The organism is Jiella avicenniae (assembly GCF_021390325.1).
GTDB classification, from domain to species: Bacteria; Pseudomonadota; Alphaproteobacteria; order Rhizobiales; family Rhizobiaceae; genus Jiella; species Jiella avicenniae.
Genome location: NZ_JAJUWU010000008.1, coordinates 234,392 through 255,375 on the forward strand (window position 1 = coordinate 234,392; position 20,984 = coordinate 255,375).

23 protein-coding genes and 1 tRNA gene are annotated in these 20,984 nt (G+C 67.2%); 15 read left to right on the plus strand and 9 right to left on the minus strand.

The annotated features are described in order from the left end of the window. Positions 1–230: 230 nt before the first annotated feature. The 4 genes from LZD57_RS10080 to LZD57_RS10095 form a co-directional block, all read right to left on the minus strand. Positions 231–1,073 (minus strand): inositol monophosphatase family protein, encoded by an 843-nt coding sequence (locus LZD57_RS10080; protein ID WP_233719479.1) that lies wholly within the window; start codon positions 1,071–1,073, stop codon positions 231–233. A 70-nt stretch (positions 1,074–1,143) separates the two neighbouring features. Beyond that, positions 1,144–1,707, minus strand: a complete 564-nt coding sequence (gene efp, locus LZD57_RS10085; protein WP_233719480.1) for an elongation factor P — start codon at positions 1,705–1,707, stop codon at positions 1,144–1,146. Between the two features lie 207 nt (positions 1,708–1,914). Further along, positions 1,915–3,039 (minus strand): tetratricopeptide repeat protein, encoded by a 1,125-nt coding sequence (locus LZD57_RS10090; protein WP_233719481.1) that lies wholly within the window; start codon positions 3,037–3,039, stop codon positions 1,915–1,917. Further along, the gene (locus LZD57_RS10095; RefSeq protein WP_233719482.1) at positions 3,039–3,692 is read right to left on the minus strand and encodes a thiamine phosphate synthase; all 654 of its coding nucleotides are present in this window, start codon (positions 3,690–3,692) and stop codon (positions 3,039–3,041) included. Before LZD57_RS10095 ends, LZD57_RS10090 begins: the two co-directional genes overlap by 1 nt. A gap of 303 nt (positions 3,693–3,995) precedes the next feature. Between LZD57_RS10095 and LZD57_RS10100 the strand changes: the two genes are divergently transcribed. Beyond that, the gene (locus tag LZD57_RS10100) at positions 3,996–4,751 is read left to right on the plus strand and encodes a sulfite exporter TauE/SafE family protein (protein WP_233719483.1); all 756 of its coding nucleotides are present in this window, start codon (positions 3,996–3,998) and stop codon (positions 4,749–4,751) included. A gap of 59 nt (positions 4,752–4,810) precedes the next feature. Then, the gene (locus LZD57_RS10105; RefSeq protein WP_233719484.1) at positions 4,811–6,445 is read left to right on the plus strand and encodes an acyl-CoA synthetase; all 1,635 of its coding nucleotides are present in this window, start codon (positions 4,811–4,813) and stop codon (positions 6,443–6,445) included. 130 nt (positions 6,446–6,575) lie between these two features. Here LZD57_RS10105 and LZD57_RS10110 read toward each other — a convergent pair whose 3' ends face one another. Next, positions 6,576–6,752 carry a DUF465 domain-containing protein gene (locus LZD57_RS10110; protein ID WP_233719485.1) on the minus strand — a complete coding sequence of 59 codons (177 nt, stop codon included), beginning with the start codon at positions 6,750–6,752 and terminating at the stop codon, positions 6,576–6,578. Between the two features lie 214 nt (positions 6,753–6,966). Between LZD57_RS10110 and LZD57_RS10115 the strand changes: the two genes are divergently transcribed. From LZD57_RS10115 to proX, 9 genes are all read left to right on the plus strand, one after another. Then, a complete protein-coding gene (locus LZD57_RS10115) occupies positions 6,967–7,170 on the plus strand; it encodes a YdcH family protein (RefSeq protein ID WP_233719486.1) in 204 nt (67 codons plus the stop codon). A gap of 2 nt (positions 7,171–7,172) precedes the next feature. Continuing rightward, positions 7,173–7,667 (plus strand): 5-(carboxyamino)imidazole ribonucleotide mutase, encoded by a 495-nt coding sequence (gene purE / locus LZD57_RS10120; protein WP_233719487.1) that lies wholly within the window; start codon positions 7,173–7,175, stop codon positions 7,665–7,667. 5 nt (positions 7,668–7,672) lie between these two features. Beyond that, entirely contained in the window at positions 7,673–8,752 is a 1,080-nt protein-coding gene (locus LZD57_RS10125) for a 5-(carboxyamino)imidazole ribonucleotide synthase (RefSeq protein WP_233719533.1), read from the plus strand. Positions 8,753–8,898: 146 nt separating this feature from the next. Continuing rightward, positions 8,899–9,024, plus strand: coding sequence for a type B 50S ribosomal protein L36 (gene ykgO, locus LZD57_RS10130; RefSeq protein ID WP_084411784.1), 126 nt, complete (start codon positions 8,899–8,901; stop codon positions 9,022–9,024). A gap of 128 nt (positions 9,025–9,152) precedes the next feature. Beyond that, positions 9,153–9,953 (plus strand): tetratricopeptide repeat protein, encoded by an 801-nt coding sequence (locus LZD57_RS10135; protein ID WP_233719488.1) that lies wholly within the window; start codon positions 9,153–9,155, stop codon positions 9,951–9,953. Positions 9,954–10,278: 325 nt separating this feature from the next. Further along, positions 10,279–10,743 (plus strand): hypothetical protein, encoded by a 465-nt coding sequence (locus LZD57_RS10140; RefSeq protein ID WP_233719489.1) that lies wholly within the window; start codon positions 10,279–10,281, stop codon positions 10,741–10,743. 241 nt (positions 10,744–10,984) lie between these two features. Continuing rightward, a complete protein-coding gene (proV, locus tag LZD57_RS10145; RefSeq protein ID WP_233719490.1) occupies positions 10,985–12,190 on the plus strand; it encodes a glycine betaine/L-proline ABC transporter ATP-binding protein ProV in 1,206 nt (401 codons plus the stop codon). Beyond that, on the plus strand, positions 12,183–13,478 hold the full coding sequence (gene proW, locus LZD57_RS10150; RefSeq protein ID WP_255699887.1) for a glycine betaine/L-proline ABC transporter permease ProW: 1,296 nt from the start codon (positions 12,183–12,185) through the stop codon (positions 13,476–13,478). Before proV ends, proW begins: the two co-directional genes overlap by 8 nt. A gap of 106 nt (positions 13,479–13,584) precedes the next feature. Beyond that, positions 13,585–14,628, plus strand: a complete 1,044-nt coding sequence (gene proX, locus LZD57_RS10155) for a glycine betaine/L-proline ABC transporter substrate-binding protein ProX (protein WP_233719491.1) — start codon at positions 13,585–13,587, stop codon at positions 14,626–14,628. 375 nt (positions 14,629–15,003) lie between these two features. On the opposite strand, the gene pyk is transcribed toward proX, so the two are convergent. The 3 genes from pyk to LZD57_RS10170 all read right to left on the minus strand — a co-directional run bounded on the left by pyk (position 15,004) and on the right by LZD57_RS10170 (position 18,000). Then, on the minus strand, positions 15,004–16,440 hold the full coding sequence (gene pyk / locus LZD57_RS10160) for a pyruvate kinase (RefSeq protein ID WP_233719492.1): 1,437 nt from the start codon (positions 16,438–16,440) through the stop codon (positions 15,004–15,006). Next, entirely contained in the window at positions 16,437–16,910 is a 474-nt protein-coding gene (locus tag LZD57_RS10165; RefSeq protein WP_420844785.1) for a DUF1036 domain-containing protein, read from the minus strand. Before LZD57_RS10165 ends, pyk begins: the two co-directional genes overlap by 4 nt. A gap of 61 nt (positions 16,911–16,971) precedes the next feature. After that, positions 16,972–18,000 carry a DMT family transporter gene (locus tag LZD57_RS10170; RefSeq protein WP_233719493.1) on the minus strand — a complete coding sequence of 343 codons (1,029 nt, stop codon included), beginning with the start codon at positions 17,998–18,000 and terminating at the stop codon, positions 16,972–16,974. 205 nt (positions 18,001–18,205) lie between these two features. Between LZD57_RS10170 and LZD57_RS10175 the strand changes: the two genes are divergently transcribed. Further along, complete coding sequence (locus tag LZD57_RS10175; RefSeq protein ID WP_233719494.1) at positions 18,206–18,514, plus strand: DUF1244 domain-containing protein; 309 nt, start codon at positions 18,206–18,208, stop codon at positions 18,512–18,514. 181 nt (positions 18,515–18,695) lie between these two features. Then, positions 18,696–18,956, plus strand: a complete 261-nt coding sequence (locus tag LZD57_RS10180) for a DUF2312 domain-containing protein (RefSeq protein WP_233719495.1) — start codon at positions 18,696–18,698, stop codon at positions 18,954–18,956. Between the two features lie 240 nt (positions 18,957–19,196). On the opposite strand, the gene LZD57_RS10185 is transcribed toward LZD57_RS10180, so the two are convergent. Then, positions 19,197–19,281 (minus strand) — tRNA-Leu (locus tag LZD57_RS10185). A gap of 323 nt (positions 19,282–19,604) precedes the next feature. Between LZD57_RS10185 and lipB the strand changes: the two genes are divergently transcribed. Beyond that, positions 19,605–20,387, plus strand: a complete 783-nt coding sequence (gene lipB / locus LZD57_RS10190) for a lipoyl(octanoyl) transferase LipB (protein WP_233719496.1) — start codon at positions 19,605–19,607, stop codon at positions 20,385–20,387. A 15-nt stretch (positions 20,388–20,402) separates the two neighbouring features. Further along, complete coding sequence (locus tag LZD57_RS10195) at positions 20,403–20,741, plus strand: hypothetical protein (protein ID WP_233719497.1); 339 nt, start codon at positions 20,403–20,405, stop codon at positions 20,739–20,741. The last annotated feature ends 243 nt before the right edge of the window (positions 20,742–20,984 follow it).

The window sequence follows — 20,984 nt, forward strand, 5'->3', positions numbered from 1 at the left end:
CACTCAACTCTTTGGCCCGCCAAAGGAAATCCATCGTCACGCCGGCTGCGCCCCGATCGGGCGCGGCCGCGCCACGACTGGAACCGATTCTGACGGGCGATCACGGATCCAGCACGGAAAACCATAGTGAAGATCGTCCGGAATGGAAACGTCAGCGGCCGAAATGATCCGTGAAGCAGCGCCATGGGGCGACCCTTGCCGCGCCGGTCAGCGGCCGGTTCCCGCCCCGCTCATTTTTCGCCGGCGGCTGCCGTGTCGCCGGCCCGTGCGGCGGCCCGCTTCCTGGTCGCCTCGCCGAGCAGCCCGACGAGCGCCTTGTGGATCTGCTCGTTGCCGCAGGCGACGTCGCCGGTGACGTGATCGAACTTGCCGCCGTCGACGTCGGTGACGAAGCCGCCGGCCTCGCGAACCAGGATCGCGCCGGCAGCGACGTCCCACGGCTTCAGGGCGCGTTCCCAGAAACCGTCGAACCGGCCGGCCGCGACATAGGCGAGGTCGAGCGAGGCAGCACCCATCCGGCGAATGCCCGCCGACTCCGCCATGACCTGGCGCAGCTCGTAGAGATAGCCGGCATGGTCGCCGCGGCCGAGGAAGGGTGCTCCGGCGCCGAACAGCGCCTCCGGCAGCCGGCTTCGAGCCGAGACGCGGATGCGGCGATCGTTGACGAAGGCGCCGCCGCCCTTTTCGGCGACGAAGAGCTCGTCCTGCGCCGGGTTGAACACCACGCCGGCGACGATCTGCCCGTCGCGCTCGAGGGCGATCGAGACGGCGAAGTTCGGGATGCCGTGGAGGAAGTTGGTGGTGCCGTCCAGAGGATCGACGATCCAGCGGTGCTGCGGGTCCTTGCCCTCGACCGTGCCGCGCTCCTCCATCAGGAAGCCCCAGTCGGGCCGGGCGCGCGACAGTTCACGGAAGACCACCTCTTCGGCCCGGTGGTCGGCGTTCGAGACGAAATCGGCGGGTCCCTTCACCGAGACCTGCAGGTTCTGCACCTCGCCGAAGTCGCGGATCAGCGAGCGGCCGGCCATCATGGCGGCCTGCGTCATGACGTTGAGCAGCGCGGAACGGGCCATCTTGACCTTTCAGGATATGTGCCAATGCGGCCGGGGGCATAGGGCCCGCCGGCCCCCTCGGGGCCGGCCCTCAGTCGGCGCGGCGCAGATAGGTGATTTCGTTGGTGTCGACGAGGATCTTCTCGCCCGCCTCGATGAAGGGCGGCACCATGACGCGCACGCCGTTTTCCATCACCGCCGGCTTGTAGGAGGAGGTCGCCGTCTGGCCCTTCACCACCGGGTCGGCCTCGACGATGGTGAGAACCACCTGATCTGGCAGCTTGATGCCGATCGGCCGCTCCTCGTGGCTTTCCACCGTCACCGTCATGCCGTCCTGCAGGAAGGCCGAGCGCTCGCCGACGAAGTCCTGCTGCAGTTCGAGTTGCTCGAAGGTCTCCGAATCCATGAAAACCAGCATCTCGCCCTCGGCATAGAGGAACTGATAGTCCTTCTGCTCGAGCCGGATCCGCTCGACGGTCTCGGCGGCGCGGAAGCGCTCGTTCAGCTTGGTGCCGTCGATCAGGTTCTTCAGTTCGACCTGGGCGAAGGCGCCGCCCTTGCCGGGCTTCACATGCGCCGTCTTGACCGCCACCCAGAGGCCGCCATTGTGCTCGATGACGTTGCCGGGCCGGATTTCGTTGCCGTTGATCTTCATGGGATCTCTCGAATTCGTCTGGTTCGCGTTCGGCCGCGACGTCGTCGCCGGCCGCAAATCTTCACAAGGCTTCTGGGGCGCGGTGGCGCTTCGTCGCCATGCACCGTCGCTGGTGCCGGCGTTCGCCGCTCGCTGCTCCCGCCTCCGGTCGGCGCTCAAGACCATAAATCCCGGTCCCGTTCAAGCCGTGGTGGCAGGCGCGGCCTTTCAACCGGTCCGAAAGCGGTTGGCCGCCTCCAGCGCCGCCTTCTGCGCGTCGGCGTCGAGGCCGCGGAAGAAATCGTCGAGGACGGCGTCGCTGTTCTTCATCCGCTTGGCGAGAACCGCCCATTTCGCCGCCGCCGCAAGGTCCGGTTCGGTGCCGATCCCGTCCTTGTAGAGATGGGCGACGCGGTTGATGGCGATCGCGTTGCCGAGGTCGGCGGCGTACCTGAGGAAGCGGAAGCCTTCCTCGGGCTTGGCCGGCCCGCCCTTGCCGTTGATCAGCCAGATCCCGTATTCGATCTGGGCGATCGTGAAGCCGTTCAGCGCCGCGGCGTGCAGGAAGGCCCGCGCCCTGGCGGGGTCGGCGGTGACGCCCCGGCCGTTCGCATAGAGCTGCGACATTGCATATTGCGCCTCGGCCACGCCGGCGCTGGCGGCCTTTTGGAAATAGCGGGCCGCCTCGGCGAAGCCGCCGGCCGGCGAGGTCTCGATCAGCATCTGGGCGAAGTTGTATTCGGCGAGCGGCAGCCCCGCCTCGGCCGCCGCCTTCATCAGGTCGCGCGCCTGCGCCTCGTCCTGTTTGACCGCCGAGCCCTCGATCAGCATCATCGCATAGCGGAACTGCGCCTCGGAATTGCCGGCGCTCGCCGCCGCCTTGTACCAGCGCGCCGCCTCCTTGGGGTTGCGCTTGACGCCGAGCCCGCGCGAATAGATCTCGCCGAGCAGGGTCTGCGCCGCCGGGTCGCCGAGATTGGCGAGCGGCTCGGCGAGCTCGACGGCGGTCAGGTAGTAGCCGCGCTGGAAGGCACCGTAGGCGAGATCGGTCTTCGTCGGCCCCGGTGCGGCCTTCGCCGCGTCGCCGGCCGGAGCCTCGACGGGATCCTTCGAACCTCCCGCGGCATCGCTCGCCTCGCCGGTCTGTGCGGTGCGCCTGCCACTGCCCTCGGCCTCTCCCCGCTCGGGCCGTTCTAAGGGCGTCGCAACGGCATCACCGGCCGCATGGGCCACCGGCAGCCCTGCCCCGCCGCCGGCAAGGACCACCGCGAGAAGGCCGGCCGCGGCGAGCCCGACAGAGCGACGCTTCGGTCCCTCCTCGCGGCCTGCCGGGCTTGTCCTCGCCGCGCTCATCATTGCGAGATCCGTTCGAAGAAGGCGTCGAACGTCGCGTTGGCGGTCCGGACGGCAGCCTCGGGATCGGCCTCGGCGCCGAACACGGCGCGCGACAGGGCGACGAACTCGGCCCCCGTTTCCGCCGCCGCATCGAGCGTCGCGAGGTCGCTGCCGCCGAGGAGGATGCACGGGATCTCGACGATCTCCGCCCACCATTCGGCCAGCGCCAGGCTCTTCGGATGGGGGGCTGCCTCCGCATCGCCGCCGAAGCGGCCGAACATCAGGTAGTCGGGCATGCGCTCGCCGGCCTCCAGCGCCTCGTGCCGGGTCTCGAAGCCCGACGCGCCGACGATCAGGCGCGGCTGGTGCCGCGAGACGGCTTCGCCGAGGGCCTCGAGGTCGCCGTCCGAAAGGTGCAGGCCGTCGGCCTTCGCCCGCCCGGCAGCGCGCGTGTCGTCGACGACGATCGCCGCGGCGCCGGCCGCCTGGATCAGCGGCACGAGCCTTTCGGCGAAGGCCTGGAACGCGGCAGCGTCGCGGCCGGCCGGATCGATCAGCACGGAGGCGACGTCGCCGCCAGCGAGCGCGGCGCGCGTCTTCGTTTCGGCGTCGGCGTCGGTGAGCGGTGTCGTGACGAGCACGAGCCGGGGGCGGATGGGATCGGAAATCATGGTGTCTCGTCGATACTCCAGTCGGACGGGAGTGTGAAGGCCGCCCGCGACGGCCTTGCCCGCCGCGAGCGGACGCCGCGGCGCACTCTCGACGTTCGACCGCCGGCCGCGCCGCCGAATAAAGTTCATGCAAAGAATGAAATAACAACGGCAGTGAACCGATAACGTTTGCTTTTATTGGCTTCGACATGCGTGGCCGACGCGCCGCGGGAAAGGCAGGCTTCGCATCCGGGTTGCGGACCGCTCTTGCGCAGAAATGGCCGCGAGCCTAAGGCGGTCGCAGGAGAAGGACCTCGCGTTTCCGTGATCACCGACCCGTTGTTCTATGTCGTCGCCATTCCGGCGGTGGTCCTGATCGGCCTGTCGAAGGGCGGCTTCGGCGGCACCGGGGCGCTGGTCGGCGTCCCTCTGATGGCGATCGCCGTCGATCCGGTCACGGCCGCCGGCGTGCTCCTGCCGATCCTCGTGGTGATGGACGTGATCGGCCTCTACGCCTGGCGCGGCCGCTTCGATCGCGGCGTCGTCCTGACCATGCTGCCGGCGGCGGCGCTCGGCGTCCTCGCCGGCTATCTCACCGCCAGTTCGGTTTCCGAGGACGCCATCCGGGCGATGATCGGCCTTCTGGCACTGTGGTTCCTCGCCAACTGGCTCCTCGGCCAGCGGCAGGCCCGCGCCGCTCGGCCCCAGCAGCCGCTGAAGGGCGCCTTCTGGGGAGCGGCCGCCGGCTTCGCCAGCTTCGTCAGCCATGCCGGCGGACCGCCCTTCCAGGTGTACGTTGTCCCCTTGCGGATCGCGCCGCAGGTCTTCGCCGGCACGTCGGTGATCTTCTTCGCCGCCGTCAACGCCATGAAGCTGATACCCTATTTCCTGCTCGGCCAGTTCTCCCACGAAAACCTCGCCACCTCCGCCGCGCTGCTGCCGATCGCCCCCGTCGCGACGCTGGCCGGCGTCTGGCTGGTCAGGAGAACGGACACCGGCCTGTTTTATCGCATCATCTACTGGCTGCTGCTGCCGATCGGGCTGAAACTCGTCTATGACGGTGTGACGGCGCTGCTCTGAGGGTGCGCCATGGGAGCGAAGTCGGCAGAGACCGACGGACGGGACGACGGGAGGACCTGATGGGCATCTATGACGAACATCTCGATCGCAACGCTGCGAACTACCAACCGCTGACGCCTCTCAGCCATCTGTCCCGGGCCGCGCAGATCCATCCCGAGCGCATCGCCATCGTCCACGGCTCGCTGCGCCGCAGCTATCGGGAGTTCTACGCCCGCTCCCGCCGGCTCGCCTCGGCGCTGTCGCGGCGGGGAATCGGCCGCGGCGACACGGTCGCGGTGATGCTCTCCAACACGCCGGCGATGCTCGAGGCCCATCACGGCGTGCCGATGGCCGGCGCCGTCCTCCTGTCGATCAACACCCGCCTCGACGCCGAGATCATCGCCTTCCAGCTCGACCATTCCGAAGCGAAGGTCGTCGTCGTCGATCGCGAGTTCTCCGCCGTCATGGCCGCGGCGCTGGAGAAGGCGCGCGTTTCGCCCCTCGTCGTCGACTACGACGATCCGGACTTTCCCGAAGACGCGCCGGCGAAGAAGGGCGACGCGATCGGCAGCCTGGAGTGGGAGGCTCTGCTGGCCGAGGGCGATCCGGAGTTCGACTGGCAGATGCCGGGCGAGGAGTGGGACGCGATCTCGCTGAACTACACCTCCGGCACCACCGGCAATCCGAAGGGCGTCGTCTACCACCATCGCGGCGCCGCGCTGATGGGCTATGCCAACATCGTCGCGGCGGGCATGACCGGCCATCCGGTCTATCTCTGGACCCTGCCGATGTTCCACTGCAACGGCTGGTGCTTTCCCTGGACGCTGGCTCTGCAGGCCGGCACCCATGTGTGCCTCAGATGGGTTCGGCCGAAGGCGATGTACGACGCCATCGCCGACCATGGCGTGACGCATCTGTGCGGCGCGCCGATCGTCATGGCGACGCTGGTGAACGCCGAGGAGAGCGACAAGCGCGACTTCAGCCACATCGTCACCTTCAACACGGCCGCGGCTCCGCCGCCCCAGTCGGTGCTGGCCGGGATGCGCGAGGCCGGTTTCGCGGTCAATCATCTCTACGGCCTGACCGAGACCTACGGCCCGGCAGTGGTCAACGCCTGGAAGGCGGAATGGGACGAACTCGACGGGCCGGCCCAGGCGGCGAGGAAGGCCCGCCAGGGGGTGCGCTATCCGGCGCTCGAGGATCTCGCGGTGATGGACGCCGAGACGATGCAGAGGGTGCCGGCCGACGGCGAGACCATCGGCGAGGTGATGTTCCGCGGCAATATCGTCATGCGCGGCTATCTGAAGAACCCCGAGGCCTCGGCCGAGGCGTTTCGCGGCGGCTGGTTCCATTCCGGCGATCTCGGCGTCTGCCACGAGGACGGCTACATCGAGCTGAAGGACCGGGCGAAGGACATCATCATCTCCGGCGGTGAGAACATCTCCTCGATCGAGGTGGAGAACGCCCTCTACCAGCATCCGGCGGTGCAGACGGCGGCGGTGGTGGCCAGGCACGACGAGAAATGGGGCGAAGTTCCCCTCGCCTTCGTCGAACTGAAGCCCGGCCGCAAGGCCACCGAGGAAGAGCTGATCGCCCACTGCCGGGAAAAGCTCGCCCGCTTCAAATGCCCGAAGGAGATCCGCTTTGCCGAGGTGCCGAAGACCTCGACCGGCAAGATCCAGAAATATGTCTTGCGGAAGATGACCGGCGAGTGATCCGGCCGCGAGCCGGGGGCAAAAAAAATGGGCCCCGAAGGACCCCCGCGATCCGAACGTGGCTGGCGCCACGTTCGGCAGTACGGTCGCCGGGCCGCCGTTCGCGCGTCCCCTCGACCGTTTTTCCCGACTAGTGCTCTTCGCGCCTCAGCCGCTCGATCTCCTCCTTGAGCTTCAGCTTCTTGCGCTTCATCTCCCCGAGTTCCGCATCGCTCATGGCTGGCTTCGAGACCATCGCTGCCGTAATCTCCTGATCGAGGGCAGAATGGCGCTGCTCCAGCGTCGTGATGTGGGTGTTCAAGGACATGGGCATCTCCCTTCGAGGGTTGGGGTCCGGCACGCCAAACTTCAGCCGTGACTGAAACCCGGCGAGCGTGTCATAGAACTTTGGTACTGTCGAACGAGGAAGCAAGATTCCGCCGGGTCACGCACTTGGTCGGTTTACAAATCGTGACGGTGTGGCAAGAGCTTCCTCGCGGGAGCCGTTCGGCCCCGCGACGAAGTGTCTCGAAAGGAAACAGATGGGGGAACAGGAGCAGGCGGGCCTCAGGCTCGAAGTGGCGAGGCTGCGCCAGGAACATGCGGATTTCGATGCGGCGGTCAACGCGATGGAAGCGATGGGTTGCGACCGCCTGCGCGTGCAGCGCATGAAGAAGAAGAAGCTCGCCATCAAGGACCGGCTGCAGGACCTCGAGGATCAGATCATTCCGGACATCATCGCGTGAGCATGGCTTCCACCACCCCCGTCGCGATCATCATGGGCAGCCAGTCGGACTGGCCGGTGATGAAGAATGCCGCCGAGACGCTGGAACGGCTCGGCATCGGCCATCAGGCCCGCATCGTCTCGGCCCACCGGACGCCCGAGCGGCTCTATCGCTTCGCCGCGGGCGCGCGCGCGGAAGGCTTCAGGGTGATCATCGCCGGGGCCGGCGGCGCGGCTCACCTGCCCGGCATGACCGCGGCGATGACGCCGCTGCCGGTGTTCGGCGTGCCGGTGGAAAGCCGGGCTCTCTCCGGCAAGGACAGCCTCCTCTCGATCGTCCAGATGCCGGCCGGCATCCCGGTCGGAACGCTGGCCATCGGCCGGGCCGGCGCGGTCAACGCGGCGCTGCTCGCGGCCTCGGTCCTGGCGCTGTCGGACGAAGCGCTGGCCGAAAGACTCGATGCCTATCGCGCCGCCCAGACCGCTGCGGTCGAAGAGACGCCGAGGGACGAGCCGTGAGCCCATTGCCGCTGAAGCCGGGCTCCACCATCGGCATCGTCGGCGGAGGCCAGCTCGGCCGCATGCTGGCGATGGCCGCCGCACGGTTCGGCTACAAGATCGCCGTACTCGATCCCGATTCGGCCTGCCCGGCGAGTCAGGTCGCGAACACCACCGTCGTCGGCCCCTATGACGACGAGGCCTGCCTGAAACGCCTCGCCTCGCTGTCGGACGTCGTCACCTACGAATTCGAGAACGTCGCCGTCGAGCCGCTGCGGCAGGCCCTCGGGCAGACGCCGCTCTTCCCTTCCGCCGAGGCGCTCGAAGTCTCCCAGGACCGGGTGGTCGAGAAGGCGTTTCTCAACGGCATCGGCGTCGCCACCGCCGAGTGGCGGGCGATCGACAGGGCCGACGAGCTCGGTCACGCCCTCCTCGACCTCGGCGGAGACTGCATCCTGAAGACCCGGCGCTTCGGCTACGACGGCAAGGGCCAGGCCCGGATCAGCGCAGAGACCACCTTCACGGACGCCTTCGAAGCGATCGGCAGCGTTCCAGCCATCCTCGAAAAGAAGGTGCCCTTCAGCTTCGAGATGTCGGTCGTCGCCGCCCGCGGCCGCAGCGGCGAGATCGCCGCCTTCGATCCGGCCGAGAACGTCCACAGCCTCGGCATCCTGAAGACGTCGACGGTGCCGGGGAAGGTCACGCCGGCGCTCGCCGAGGCCGCCGGCGAGATCGCCGCGACGATCCTGGCGAAGCTCGACTATGTCGGCGTCATCGGCGTCGAGTTCTTCGTCTCCCGGGACGGCGCGCTGCTCGTCAACGAGATCGCGCCCCGGGTCCACAATTCCGGGCACTGGACCGAGGCCGCCTGCCTCGCCTCGCAGTTCGAGCAGCATGTGCGCGCCGTCGCCGGCCTGCCGCTGGCAAGCCCCGAGCGCCACTTCGACTGCGTGATGGAAAACCTCATCGGCGACGACGTCGGCCGCTTCGCCGGCCTCGTCGCCGAACCGCGCAGCCTGCTCCACCTCTACGGCAAGGCGGAGGCACGCCGCGGCCGCAAGATGGGCCACGTCACCCGCGTCACGCCCCGCGCCGACCGGGCGTGACGGCGCGAAATGCGGTCGGTCGAGATTGACAACCCGCCGTCTTCTGGCTATCTCGCATCCATCCTGGCGCACCCCGAACGGTGCGCCTTTCATCATGCGGCGGAGCGGAAGGACCCGATCGTCGCGACGATCGATCCGGTGAAGTCATGAAGATCAAGAATTCCCTGAAGGCCCTCAAGTCCCGCCATCGCGCCAACCGCATGGTTCGCCGCAAGGGGCGCATCTACATCATCAACAAGGAAGCGCCGCGCTTCAAGGCCCGCCAGGGCTGAAGCCGCAGCCCCGGCTCGTCGCCGGGCGCGCGAGACTTGCCAGATCTCAGACCCGCCCGCGGATCCGTCCCGGGCGGGTTTTCGTATTTTAGACCTCACGACATCGTCGAATTGACAGCGGCAAGACGATGAACGAACCTCGCCAGATGCGGATCACCTCGTCTTTCGCCGTCGCCCTGACCCTCGTCCTCGCACCGGCCGTGCCGGCCACGGCGCAGGAGAGCGCCCCGCCGATGCTGACGCCCCCGGGGGAAGGACCGGGAGACGATGGGGCGCCCAACGTCCTTCCCCCGCCGGGTGACGAGAATTCCCCGATGATCGTCCCGCCGCCGGACGAATCGCCCGACGAGACGCCGGACGCTTTCGGCAGCGCGCCGAGCGCCGAGGACGAGCCCGATGCGGCCCCGGTCGATCAGGCCGAGGATGCGGTCAGGCCCGACGAGAGCCGCGAGGAGAAGATCGACCGGCTGTTCTCGGAACTGCGCAAGCAGCCCGACGGCGCCAAGGCCGGCCGGATCGCCGGGCGGATCGAGCGGGAATGGCGCCGGTCGGGCAGCGCCACCATCGACCTCCTGATGCAGCGCGCGGCCACGGCGATGGGCAAGAAGGACAACGCCGCCGCGATGGACGTCCTCGACCAGACGCTGGTGCTCGATCCCGCTTATGCCGAGGCCTGGAACCGCCGCGCGACGCTGAACTTCGCGATGGACCGCTGGGGCAAATCGCTCGCCGACATCGAGCAGACCCTGGCGCGCGAGCCGCGTCACTGGGGTGCGCTCATGGGTCTGGCGATGATCCTGGAGCGCCTCGACGAGAAGGAAAAGGCGTTCGACACCTACATGCGGGTGCTCGCCGTCTATCCGGCGCTGAAGTCCGCACAGGACGCCGCGGGCCGTCTGGCCGACGAGATCACCGGCCCGGTCATCTGAGACCCTCCCTGCGATGGGCCGGCCGCTGCCCTCGCGCCCTTTCCCCGGACTAGGGCCGCACCGCCTCGGCTTCGTGACGCGAGGCGTCTCTCCGCGGGGCGCGCAGCGCGGCTCGGCGCCAGCGCGCAAACGCCCTCAGCGCCCCTCACGAGCCGCGAGGCAGCCATCATCGGCAGCACGGTCATGGTGCCGGGAGCGGCGCTTCGGTGGCTAAGGGATGGTAATGTTTTCGTAACGTCCCGATCGGAACGATTGCCGAAAGTGCGGATTGTCCTTCTCGAGTGACGCGCACAGACGTGTCGCAGCAACGATTGGAGGAAATATTATGAAAAAGACGATTCTCGCCACGACGATTCTTGCATTCACCGCCGCGCCGGCGCTCGCACAGTCGAGCAATTCCGGCTCGAACGCTGGGACGAGCCAGCAGACCAAGACGATGAACAAGTCCGGGAACGCCGGCACCACCACTTCGGGTGCGAATGCGACGTCCGGCGCGAGCAACATGTCGGCCGAGGACATGGTGGCATCCCAGAAGAAGGTCCTGAGCGCGCTGAAGTCCGCCGGTTATGAGGACGCCGCGATCATGGACGCCGCCTATCTCGTGGGGGCGACCACGCCGGACGGCGAAAGGGTCGTGATGATGATCGATACCAGCGGTCGCGTCATGGGCTCCCAGCGTCAGACGTCCCAGAGCGGCCAGTCGGGTTCGACCGGCATGTCGTCAAACAGCGACGACACCACGAATACCGGCTCGACCACGAACGACGGCAGCAACGCCTCGTCGAACTGAGCATGCCCCTATCCGCTCCGGTCTTTTTCGGAGCCGGACGAACCAAGGCTCGGCGCCCTCGCGCCGGGCCTTTCTGCGCGGAGGCCCCGCGCTCGCGCGCCGACACCACCCTCCACGAAGGTAATCTGCCGCGGGGCGCGAGACTCGACAGCACCGCCATAATTTCATAGACAACGACCATGATCATCCCGTTCCGTAGAGATTTCCGCCGCATCCCATCGTCGAGATCGAGGCCGTCGATTTGAGTGAAACGAACGCGCTCACTGTTCGCAACCTCTTCAAAGTTTTTGGCGATCGCCCACAGGACGCGATCGAACTCTATCGCTCCGGTAAGGACAAGAACCAGATATTCGCCGAAACCGGCATGATGCTTGGCGTTTCCGACGCCAGTTTCGACGTCAGGGAAGGCGAAATCTTCGTCGTCATGGGCCTTTCGGGCTCCGGCAAGTCCACCCTCGTGCGCATGCTCAACCGGCTGATCGCGCCGTCGGCCGGTGAAATCATCGTCAAGGACGCGGACATCGCCAAGATGTCCGATAAGGAACTGATGGAGTTCCGGCGCAAGCACGTGGCGATGGTGTTCCAGTCCTTCGCGCTGCTGCCGCATCTGACGGTGCTCCAGAACGCCGCCTTCGGCCTCGAGCTTTCCGGCGTCGACGTGCCGACCCGCGAGAAGCGGGCCAGGGCGGCGCTCGATCAGGTCGGCCTCGGCCCCTATGGCAGTTCCTATCCGAACGAGCTGTCCGGCGGCATGCAGCAGCGCGTCGGCCTCGCCCGGGCGCTCGCCAACGATCCGTCCATCCTGTTGATGGACGAGGCCTTCAGTGCCCTCGATCCGCTGATCCGCTCGGAAATGCAGGACGAGCTCCTCGAACTCCAGGCCGAGCAGCGGCGGACCATCGTCTTCATCTCCCACGATCTCGACGAGGCCATGCGCATCGGCGACCGCATCGCCATCATGGAGGGTGGCCGCGTCGTCCAGGTCGGAACGCCCGACGAGATCCTGAACAATCCCGCCGACGACTACGTCCGCTCCTTCTTCCGCGGCGTCGACGTCTCCAACATCATCACCGCCGGCGACATCGCCGCCAGGAAACAGGTCACCGTCTACGAACGCGACGACAATCTGCGGGGCGCGCTGAAGCGCATCAACGAAGCGGATCGCGAATTCGCCTATGTCCTCGACGCCCGCCAGCAGTTTCACGGCGTCGTCTCGATCGCCTCGCTGGAGGCGGCGCTGCGGCGCGAGAATGCCAGCATGCAGACGGCCTTTCTGCCCGGTGTCGAGCCGCTGAAGGCCGACGCCACGGTCGGCGAGATCATCGGACCGGTCGCCCAGGCGCCCTGCGGGCTGCCGGTCGTCGACGCCGACGGCCGCTATCTCGGCGTCGTATCGCGCAGCCGGCTGCTGCAGGCGCTCGACCGCGGGGAGGCCGCCCATGACTGATCTTCTGACGGATGCAATGACCAGGACGGCGATCGAAACGGCCGATCACGGCGAGCCGATGCTGCTCGCCCAAGCTTCCAATCCATGGGCCACGGGCGGCGGCTCCTCCTCGGACGCCGGCAATGCGGACGGAGCGGCCGGCGCAGGCGCGGCCGCCCCTGCCCCCGACGCTGCGGCCGGCAGCGGCGCCGCGGCGCCCAATCCATGGGGCGGCGGCGGTTCCGGCGCTGACGCGGCGGGCACCGCAGAAGCTCCCGCCGCCGACGGCGCCGATGCCGCGGCGACGCCGGACTGGCTGAGCAATGCCGCGCCCGCGCCGGTGCAGCATTTCGATCCGCTGCATCCCTTCGACCATTCGGTGATCCCGCTGCAGGTCTGGGTCGAACATTTCCTCGATTGGGTCGTGTCGCAGTTCCGGCCGGTCTTCCAGGCGATCCGCTGGCCGATCGACGGCGTCCTCTCCTGGGTCGACGCGCTCCTGCTCGGGACGCCGCAACTCCTCATGCTGGCCTTCATCGGCCTGCTCGCCTGGCAGCTCGCCGGTCCCCGGCTTGCCGTCGGCGCCGTCGTGGCGATGACCTTCGTCGGTCTCATCGGCGCCTGGAGCCAGGCGATGGTGACGCTGTCGCTGGTCATCACGGCCGTCTTCTTCTGCGCCGTCGTCGGCCTGCCTCTCGGCATCTGGATCGCCCGCAACGACCGGGTCGCGGGCGTCGTGCGGCCCATTCTCGACGCCATGCAGACGACCCCGGCCTTCGTCTATCTCGTGCCGATCGTCATGCTGTTCGGCATCGGCAACGTGCCCGGTGTCGTCGTCACCATCATCTTCGCCCTGCCGCCGCTCGTCCGTCTGACCAATCTCGGCATCCGCCAGGTGCCGGCGGACCTGATCGAGGCGGCGCGCGCCTTCGGCGCTTCGAAGAGCCAGCTGCTCTACAAGGTGCAGCTGCCCATCGCGATGCCGACCATCATGGCGGGCCTCAACCAGACGCTGATGCTGGCGCTGTCCATGGTCGTCATCGCGTCGATGATCGCCGTCGGCGGCCTCGGCCAGATGGTGCTGCGCGGGATCGGCCGGCTCGACATGGGCCTCGCCACGGTCGGCGGCCTCGGCATCGTCATCCTGGCGATCATCATCGACCGGATGACCCAGTCGCTCGGCGTGTCACGCCGCGATCGCGGCAACGTCGCCTGGTATGCCACCGGACCGATCGGCTTCGCGACCCGGTTTCTCGGTCGCAACGGCCGGACGAGCAGGGCTGCCGCGACGAGGGCCGAAGAGGCCTGACCCCCGCATGGCGGACGGGCGCCCCGCGCCTGTCCGCATCTTCCGGCGCACGGAATCCGTCCGGCGCCATTCCCAGTGAACCCAACCAACAGACAGGAGATCGAGCATGACCAAACCGATCCGGAAAAGCGCACTTCGGGCGCTCGCAGCTTCGGCCGGCATCGCAGCGATTCTTGCCGCCGGCGCCGCCACCGCGCAGGAGATGCCGGGCAAGGGCGTCACCGTGACCCCGCTGAAGTCCTCGCTCGCCGGCGAAACCTTCCAGACCATGCTGGTGATGAAGGCGCTCGAGGAACTCGGCTACGAGGTCAACGACATCAAGGAGCTGGAATACGCCACGGCCTATGTCGCCGTCGCCAACGGGGACGGGACCTTCCTCGCCGACAGCTGGGATCCGCTGCATGCGGACTTCTTCGCGGAAGCCGGCGGCGAGGACAAGCTCTTCCGGGAAGGCGTCTATTCCGACAACGCGCTCCAGGGCTACCTGATCGACAAGAAGACGGCCGAAGAGCACGACATCACCAACCTCGGCCAGCTCAAGGATCCCGAGATCGCCAAGCTGTTCGACACGGATGGCGACGGCAAGGCGGATCTCACCGGCTGCACGCCCGGCTGGGGCTGCGAGAAGGTGATCGAGCATCAGCTCGATGCCTTCGAGCTGCGCGACACGGTGACCCACAACCAGGGCTCCTACTCGGCGATCATCGCCGACACCATCTCGCGCTACAAGGACGGCCAGCCGATCCTGTACTACACCTGGACGCCCTACTGGGTTTCCGGCGTGCTGGTTCCGGGCAAGGACGTCACCTGGCTCAACGTGCCGAAATCCGCCCTCCCCGGCTCGCGCAGCGGCGTCGATACCGCGCTGCCGGACGGCTCGAACTACGGTTTCGAGGTCAATGTCCAGAAGATCGCCGCCAACAAGGAATTCACCGACGCCAACCCGGCGGCGGCGAAGCTCTTCTCGATCATGAAGCTCCCGGCCAACGACATCAGCGCCGAGAATCTTCTCATCCAGAACGGCGAGGATTCCGAATCCGACATCGAGCGCCACACCGAGGCGTGGATCAAGGGTCATCAGGACACCTGGAACGGCTGGCTCGAAGAAGCCCGCGCGGCCGCCGAGAGCGACACCACGTCCTCGAACTGAACGCGGACCTCACGTCCCACACATCGAGCGGGCGGCCTTCGGGCCGCCCGTTTTCGTTTTGGGAGAGGCCTCGTTTCTCGCGTTGCAAGGAAACCCGCTCCGAGAGCCACTGATGCGACTCGAAGCCCCGCCTCGTCAAAAAAGTTTCGGAAACCGCTGAAATTGCGTCATCCTCGGGCTTGTTCCGAGGATCTACTGCCGGTTCAACGACAGAATGTTCGCAGAATGTCTGCTTCAACCGCGAAGCGCCCGACATCGACCCGCAGTAGATCCTCGGGACAAGCCCGAGGATGACGACGCGGTGAGGTGAGCGACTGTAAAATCAGACGTCACAGATGCTTTGTCGAGCTGACACCGAACGCGATCAACCCGAGCCTACACCGCCGAAAGCCCGTCCGAGCCGATATAGGCCATCCGCAACAGGTTCGTCGCACCCGGCGTCCGCAGCGGCACGCCGGCGGTGATGATGACGCGGTCGCCGGACTTGGCATATTTCTGCTCGACGGCGATCCGGCAAGCGCGGTTGACCATGTCGTCGAGGTCCTGGGCGTCCTCGGTGACGACGCAGTGCAGCCCCCAGACCAGCGACAGGCGCCGTGCGGTGCCGAGCACCGGCGACAGCGCGACGATCGGGATCTGCGGCCGCTCGCGCGCCGTGCGAAGGCCCGTGGTGCCGGTGGCGGTGTAGGTGACGATCGCCGCGACGCCGAGCGTTTCGGCCATCTGCCGCGCGGCGAGCGAAACGGCGTCGGCTCCGGTCGCCTCCGGCTCGGGGCGCTGGGCGAAGATGATCCCCGGATAGAGCGGGTCCTTCTCCACCCATTGAGCGATGCGATCCATCGTCGCGACCGCATCGACCGGATAGTCGCCCGCCGCCGATTCGGCCGAAAGCATGATCGCGTCCGCGCCCTCGAAGACGGCGATGGAAACGTCCGAGACCTCGGCCCGCGTCGGCACCGGCGCGGCGATCATCGATTCCAGCATCTGCGTCGCGACGACCACCGGCTTGCCGGCCTTGCGGCAGGCTCTGGTGATGCGCTTCTGGATGCCCGGCACGGCTTCCAGCGGCAGTTCGACGCCGAGATCGCCGCGCGCCACCATGATGGCGTCGGACAGTTCGATGATCTCGTCGAGCCGTTCGACCGCCTGGGGCTTCTCGATCTTCGACAACAGGAACGCCCGGCCGCGAGCGATCTTGCGCGCCTCGGCGAGATCGTCCGGCCGCTGGATGAAGGACAGCGCCACCCAGTCGACGTCGGCGGCGAGAACCGCGTCGAGGTCTTTCCGGTCCTTGTCGGTCAGGGCGCCGGTGGCGAGCGTCGTGTCCGGCAGGGAGACGCCCTTGCGGTCGGAAATCTTGTCGCCGGCCAACACCTTGCATTCGATGTGACGCTTGTCCGTGGCGACGCATTCGAGCTGCAGCCGCCCGTCGTCGATGAGCAGCCGGTGACCGACCTCGACCGCCTCCAGGATCTCCGGATGCGGCAGCTGCACGCGCGTCGCGTCGCCGGGTTCCGGATTGTCGTCGAGGGTGAAGGTCTGGCCGACCGTCAGCGCCACCTTGCCCTCGGCGAACTTGCCGACCCTCAGCTTCGGCCCCTGCAGGTCGGCGAGAATGCCGATCGGCCGGCCGACTTCGGTCTCGACGTTTCGGATGCGCTGGACGAGCTCCCGCATCAGATCGTGGTCGGCATGGCTCATATTGATGCGGAAGACGTCGGCCCCCGCCTCGTGCAGCTTGCGGATCATCTCCTCGGACGAGGAGGCCGGCCCCAAGGTCGCGAGGATCTTGACCCTACGGTTGCGTCTCATTGATTCCCCGATTCGCTTCGCGGGGCCTCGGTGAGCTGTACCATCCAGCTCGCCTGCTCCCCGGTGTCGTATTCCCGGAACCCCATGCGCTGATAGCCGCGCTTGAGGCAATCCTTGCGTCCGGTGATCTTGAATTCGTTCTCGGCGATGCAGAGATCGATCGGCCCGGCCCAGCGGCTGCGGCCGTCGGCGTCCTCGGCATAGACGTAGTAGTAGCGCGAGGAGAGCGGCCCTTCGATGATCGACTTGCACGTCGTCGCCGGAATCCGCCACCAGCCTTCGGTGGTCCAGCCGGCCTCGACCCGGTAGCCGATCGAAACGCCGACGAGCGACTGGGTGCCGTTGCACACCCGAAAGTCCGCCCGCGCCCCGACAGCCGTCAGGGGTGCGCTCAGCATGAAACCGGCGGCGGCCAGAAAGGCCAGGCGAAGGGGCTTCGGCAGCGCTGCGATGACGCCAGCAAGCTTCATGTGGAATGTCCTGAAATCGATCAACTCTCAATCCGCAGTTTTTGCGTTGCGTCAGGCTCTGTCAACGGCCGGAAGCGCCTGTGTCGTCATCTCTATCACGCCGTGACGACGCCGGCGCGGCGCGCCCCGGCCGCGCCAGGAAAATACCGGTCAAGATGATGCATCCCCCGGCGATCTGCGCCGGTTGCGGCGTCTCGCCCGCGAAGATCCAGGCGAACAGCGCTGCCGCCACGGCTTCGACGAAGATGACCAGCGACGAGAAGGAAGCCGATAGCACGCCGAGCGCGATCGACAGAAGCCCCTGGCCTCCGGCATGGCTGACGAGGCCGAGTGCGGCGAGGTTGAGTGCGCCGGCGGAGGTGTCCGGCAACAGCCCCTCCCCGGCGAACAGCACGATCGGCAGGAGGATCACCGCGGTGACGAGGCTGGAGACGAGCGTCGTCATGCCGGCCCCCAGCCCACCGCGGGCCTTCCGGACGGCAAGGAAATACAGCCCGAAGAACAGCGAGGTGGCGAGGCCGAATCCATCGCCGAGGAGCGAGCCGGCCCCGGTGCTGGATTGCAGGATCAAGAGTCCGGCGCCCGGAATGCAGATCGCCAGCCCGGCCCAGGTCTTGCGGCCGACCGCCTCGCCGATCGTCACCCGGGAGAGCAACGCCACCCAGAGCGGTGCGAGACAGGCGAAGAAGGTCGCGTTGGCGATCGTCGTGTGGAGGATGGCGAGATGCCAGAAGGCGAGGTCGCCGGCGAAGAACAGCCCGGCGAGTCCGAGCACCCTGAGATCGACCCGCATTCGCCCCGCTGCCGGACGCCGCCGCTGCATGCGCCCTTCGGCCAACGCCCACAAGGCGAGCAGCGGCAGGGAGCCGAAGACCCGCCAGAAGGCGCTGGCGAAGGGCCCGACCTCGGCCTGCCTGACGAAGACCGGCGAAATTCCCATCGCCGCCGCGCCGAGCATCAGGAGCCCCAGCGCCACGCCTGCCGTCATCACCGGCCGGGCCATGGCCGCGTCGACGACGGCGACCGCCGCCGTCTCGTCCGGGGCGATGGCCAGCCTTGCGCCGGGCGATGGGGTTTGGTGAGGTCTCATCGACGCGAACGGTTCCGGCGATTCGGTGAAGCGGGTTTTGCAGCCGCACCCCACATACGCCGCTTGCGATGCCGCGGCAAAGCCGGCCGGACTCCGGCTCTCGCGCCGCGCCGGCGACCGCCCTGCTCGGCCTTGCAGCAGAGTGTTGATGCGGGCCGCCCGAAGGCCGATATCAGGCCTAACTCGTGAGAAATGGAGACGGGACATGCAGGAACTGTCCGAAGACCAGCGTATCGCCCTCGAAGCCGCCGCCTTTCGCCGGCTCCGCGACCATCTGCGCGAGCGCACCGACGTGCAGAACATCGACCTGATGAATCTCGCCGGCTTCTGCCGCAACTGCCTGTCGAACTGGTACCGCGAGGCGGCCGAAGACGACGGGATCGCGATCAGCAAGGAGGAATCGCGCGAGATCGTCTACGGCATGCCCTATGACGAGTGGCGGCAAAAGCACCAGCGCGAGGCCTCGGCCGAAGCGAGCCGGGCCTTCGCGGCGAATGCGCCGAAGGACCACTGACGCCGAGCGCCGCGCTCCGGCAGTGGCCGGCGCGGCCACGGCAACGGCCTTCGTCCTCGCTTTCCACATCCACCGTCGGGCGCGCCGGTTCGTTCCGGCGTCGACGCCATGGTAACGAAAGCCTTAGGAAAGCCCTTTAAAGGCTGGCGACCGAACAAGGTCCATGAACACGGAGTGCCACATGTCTGACGTCAACGGAGTCGCGCAGGATCAGCTCCGCTCCTTCGTCGAGCGGATCGAGCGTCTCGAAGAGGAAAAGAAGACGATCTCGGACGACATCAAGGACGTCTATGCCGAGGCGAAGGGCAACGGCTTCGACACCAAGGTGCTGCGCCGGGTCATCTCGCTGCGCAAGCAGGACGCCGACGAGCGCAACGAACAGGAAGCGATCCTCGACCTCTATCTCCAGGCGCTCGGCATGGCGCCGGCCGCGGAAGGCTGACCGCCGACGCAGACGACTGCCGTCAAGCAAGGGCTGGCCATGCGCCGGCCCTTTCGTCTCGCGTCACGAGTTCCAGGAGAGAGCGGACGAGTCGGCAAATCGACGGCCGGCATCGCCGCCCCGATCTTCCGCCGAACGCGAACCAAGAGCGCTGCCATTGCCCGGCCGGCGACCGGCACAACGCCGGTCACGGCGCCACGCGCCCATCGGTCTGGTCGAGAAATAGTGCTGGGAAAAAGCTGGTGCGGTCGAGAAGACTCGAACTTCCACGGGTTGCCCCACAGCGACCTCAACGCTGCGCGTCTACCAATTCCGCCACGACCGCACGCCGTGTTGCCGAAGGCCGTCGGCCATCGGTGGCGGGCGTGTAACAAGACTTTTCAGGCGGCACAAGGGCTAACTTGGCGGGAGGGGTGGAATTCGTTCGCCGACGCCTCGAGGGTTGCCGCGGAGCGAGCGAAATGCCGGGATCGGGCCTGCCGCGGAGCCGGAAACCCCAGGGAGCGGTCGACGGCCTGGGCCGCGGATCTCGTCTCCATCCGCCCTGCCAGCGGGAATCACGCCTCTTGCGCCGGCGCGCCAGAGTCCCTTCCGCTTTGCGCCTGCCACGCCGGTTTCGCCCGGCCGCCAATTCGCTATATGAAGCCGATGACGTCTTTTCATTCTTCTCATTCGCAGAAAGCCGCCCCCTCGCCCGCACCGCGCCTCGGCGCGGCGACCGACGAGTTTTTCGCGGAGCCGGGCAGCCCGCCGGTCGAATGGCACGTGCTCGACGGTCTGACGCCCTATCCGGACGCGCTCGCGGCCATGGAGGCGCGGGTCGGCGCCATCGCCGACGGTCGCGCCGACGAGGCGGTCATTCTTCTGGAGCATCCCCCGCTCTACACCGCGGGAACCGGCGCGCAGGACGGCGATCTCCTCGATCGGCGGTTCCCCGTCTTTTCCGCCGGCCGCGGCGGCCAGTACACCTATCACGGCCCCGGCCAGCGGGTGGCCTACGTGCTGCTCGACCTGAAGCGCCGTCGCCAGGACGTCCGCGCCTTCGTCGCCGCGCTGGAAGCCTGGATCATCGCGACGCTCGCCGAGTTCCACGTCGCCGGGGAGCGGCGGGAGGACCGGGTCGGCGTCTGGGTGCGGCGCCCCGAACGCCCCATCGCCCTCGACGGCACCACGGCCGAGGACAAGATCGCGGCGATCGGCATCCGGGTGCGCCGCTGGGTGACGTTCCACGGCATCTCGCTCAACGTCGATCCCGACCTGTCGCATTTTTCCGGCATCGTTCCCTGCGGCATCCGCGGCCATGGGGTGACCAGCCTCGCCGATCTCGGCATCCTGGTCTCGATGCCGGAGGTCGACGCCCTGCTGCGCCGGAAATTCGAGGCGGTGTTCGGAGAGACGCGCGCATTTGCGGGCGACGCAACCTCGCGTTAATCTGAGGAAGACGAGGTGGAGCAGGATGATCGGGTGATAGGAAAGTTGCTGACGCTGATGCTTGAGCATATGTACAGCTACGTGTTGCTGGGCGCCGTCATGCTATTCGTCCTCGATCGCAACAAGGGTCGCGAACCGTTTTCCGTTTTCCGGGCGATCAATATCGTCACCCGCCACCCGATCGTCCTCACTCTCGATATTTTGGTGTCCTGTGCACTGGGAGGCTTGGTCGTTTATCTTCTCACTGATCCGAAGACGATCCAGCAAGCCATCGTGACGGGTCTCGGTACAACGGGAATTTTGTCGACGTTTGGAAAAGTCCCATCTGTGAGCGGTAGTGAACCGGGGATTTGAGATATGCGGAAGGGATCGTCGATTAGAACTCTGTCCAACGTCGTCGCAGTGGCTTCCGTCGGCCTTCCAATGTTGTTCGGGCTCGGCGTATTCGACCGGTTGTTCGATCAGCCGGTCATCCAAAGTGCGACATGGGTCGCCGTTGCGAACTATGGTCCGACACTCTTTCCGCCCATTGCGATCGCCGTGACCCTCGTCCTCTTTTTCATTTCTCGAAGACGGGAGTGGCACGAGCGCGCCCGC

Coding starts and splice junctions, on each gene's coding strand:
- LZD57_RS10080 (WP_233719479.1), bottom strand. CDS start 1,073: ATGGCCCGTTCCGCGCTGCTCAACGTCATGACGCAGGCCGCCATGATG.
- efp (WP_233719480.1), bottom strand. CDS start 1,707: ATGAAGATCAACGGCAACGAAATCCGGCCCGGCAACGTCATCGAGCAC.
- LZD57_RS10090 (WP_233719481.1), bottom strand. CDS start 3,039: ATGAGCGCGGCGAGGACAAGCCCGGCAGGCCGCGAGGAGGGACCGAAG.
- LZD57_RS10095 (WP_233719482.1), bottom strand. CDS start 3,692: ATGATTTCCGATCCCATCCGCCCCCGGCTCGTGCTCGTCACGACACCG.
- LZD57_RS10105 (WP_233719484.1), top strand. CDS start 4,811: ATGGGCATCTATGACGAACATCTCGATCGCAACGCTGCGAACTACCAA.
- LZD57_RS10110 (WP_233719485.1), bottom strand. CDS start 6,752: ATGTCCTTGAACACCCACATCACGACGCTGGAGCAGCGCCATTCTGCC.
- LZD57_RS10115 (WP_233719486.1), top strand. CDS start 6,967: ATGGGGGAACAGGAGCAGGCGGGCCTCAGGCTCGAAGTGGCGAGGCTG.
- purE (WP_233719487.1), top strand. CDS start 7,173: ATGGCTTCCACCACCCCCGTCGCGATCATCATGGGCAGCCAGTCGGAC.
- ykgO (WP_084411784.1), top strand. CDS start 8,899: ATGAAGATCAAGAATTCCCTGAAGGCCCTCAAGTCCCGCCATCGCGCC.
- LZD57_RS10135 (WP_233719488.1), top strand. CDS start 9,153: ATGAACGAACCTCGCCAGATGCGGATCACCTCGTCTTTCGCCGTCGCC.
- LZD57_RS10140 (WP_233719489.1), top strand. CDS start 10,279: ATGAAAAAGACGATTCTCGCCACGACGATTCTTGCATTCACCGCCGCG.
- proW (WP_255699887.1), top strand. CDS start 12,183: ATGACTGATCTTCTGACGGATGCAATGACCAGGACGGCGATCGAAACG.
- proX (WP_233719491.1), top strand. CDS start 13,585: ATGACCAAACCGATCCGGAAAAGCGCACTTCGGGCGCTCGCAGCTTCG.
- pyk (WP_233719492.1), bottom strand. CDS start 16,440: ATGAGACGCAACCGTAGGGTCAAGATCCTCGCGACCTTGGGGCCGGCC.
- LZD57_RS10165 (WP_420844785.1), bottom strand. CDS start 16,910: ATGAAGCTTGCTGGCGTCATCGCAGCGCTGCCGAAGCCCCTTCGCCTG.
- LZD57_RS10170 (WP_233719493.1), bottom strand. CDS start 18,000: ATGAGACCTCACCAAACCCCATCGCCCGGCGCAAGGCTGGCCATCGCC.
- LZD57_RS10175 (WP_233719494.1), top strand. CDS start 18,206: ATGCAGGAACTGTCCGAAGACCAGCGTATCGCCCTCGAAGCCGCCGCC.
- LZD57_RS10180 (WP_233719495.1), top strand. CDS start 18,696: ATGTCTGACGTCAACGGAGTCGCGCAGGATCAGCTCCGCTCCTTCGTC.
- lipB (WP_233719496.1), top strand. CDS start 19,605: ATGACGTCTTTTCATTCTTCTCATTCGCAGAAAGCCGCCCCCTCGCCC.